This is a genomic window from Actinokineospora sp. NPDC004072, from assembly GCF_053604195.1.
Map to the genome: position 1 here is coordinate 1 of NZ_JBSGHB010000038.1, position 1,595 is coordinate 1,595.

The window sequence follows — 1,595 nt, forward strand, 5'->3', positions numbered from 1 at the left end:
GTGCAGTGGTGTGGATGGGTAGGGGAGCGTCGTATGGCTGTGGAAGCGGCGGTGTGAACCAGTCGTGGAAGCCATACGAGTGAGAATGCAGGCATGAGTAGCGAAAGCAGAGTGAGAATCTCTGCCGCCGGATGACCAAGGGTTCCTGGGGCAGGTTCGTCCGCCCAGGGTAAGTCGGGACCTAAGGCGAGGCCGACAGGCGTAGTCGATGGACAACGGGTTGATATTCCCGTACCCGTGTGGACGCGTCCCTGATGAGGCCGTTGATACTAACCGCCCAAAGCCTGCCGGACTTTCGGGTTTGGTGGGTGGAGCGCGGGATCTGATTCGGTAGTAGTCAAGCGATGGGGTGACGCAGGAGGGTAGCTCCGCCAGCTGTTGGTGACTGGTGCAAGCGTGTGGCCCGCAGCATAGGCAAATCCGTGCTGCATATAAGGGTGAGGCGTGATGCGTAGCCGATTGAGGCGAAGTAGAGTGATCCCATGCTGCCGAGAAAAGCCTCTAGCGAGTGTCCGTGCGGCCCGTACCCCAAACCGACACAGGTGGTCAGGTAGAGAATACCGAGGCGTTCGGGTGAACTGTGGTCAAGGAACTCGGCAAAATGCCCCCGTAACTTCGGGAGAAGGGGGGCCGGTGTGCTTGAAGCTCTTTTCGGGCTAGGGTGTGCCGGCCGCAGAGACCAGCGAGAAGCGACTGTTTACTAAAAACACAGGTCCGTGCGAAGTCGTAAGACGATGTATACGGACTGACTCCTGCCCGGTGCTGGAACGTTAAGAGGACCGGTTAGCGCGTAAGCGCGAAGCTGAGAATTTAAGCGCCAGTAAACGGCGGTGGTAACTATAACCATCCTAAGGTAGCGAAATTCCTTGTCGGGTAAGTTCCGACCTGCACGAATGGAGTAACGACTTCTCGGCTGTCTCGACCACAGGCCCGGTGAAATTGCACTACGAGTAAAGATGCTCGTTACGCGCGGCAGGACGGAAAGACCCCGGGACCTTTACTATAGCTTGGTATTGGTGCTTGGTTCGGTTTGTGTAGGATAGGTGGGAGACTGGGAAGCGCTCACGCCAGTGGGTGTGGAGTCGTCGTTGAAATACCACTCTGATCGTACTGAGCATCTGAACCTCGGACCGTGATCCGGTTCAGGGACAGTGCCTGGTGGGTAGTTTAACTGGGGCGGTTGCCTCCTAAAGGGTAACGGAGGCGCCCAAAGGTTCCCTCAGCCTGGTTGGCAATCAGGTGTCGAGTGCAAGTGCACAAGGGGGCTTGACTGTGAGACTGACGGGTCGAGCAGGGACGAAAGTCGGGACTAGTGATCCGGCGCTGGCTGGTGGAAGCGGCGTCGCTCAACGGATAAAAGGTACCCCGGGGATAACAGGCTGATCTTGCCCAAGAGTCCATATCGACGGCATGGTTTGGCACCTCGATGTCGGCTCGTCGCATCCTGGGGCTGGAGTAGGTCCCAAGGGTTGGGCTGTTCGCCCATTAAAGCGGTACGCGAGCTGGGTTTAGAACGTCGTGAGACAGTTCGGTCCCTATCCGCCGCGCGCGTTGGAGACTTGAGGAAGGCTGTCCCTAGTACGAGAGGACCGGGA

General features: G+C 58.0%; 1 rRNA gene. It reads left to right on the forward strand.

The annotated features are described in order from the left end of the window. Window positions 1-1,595, forward strand: a 23S ribosomal RNA gene (locus tag ACWEPX_RS31525); the annotation flags it as partial.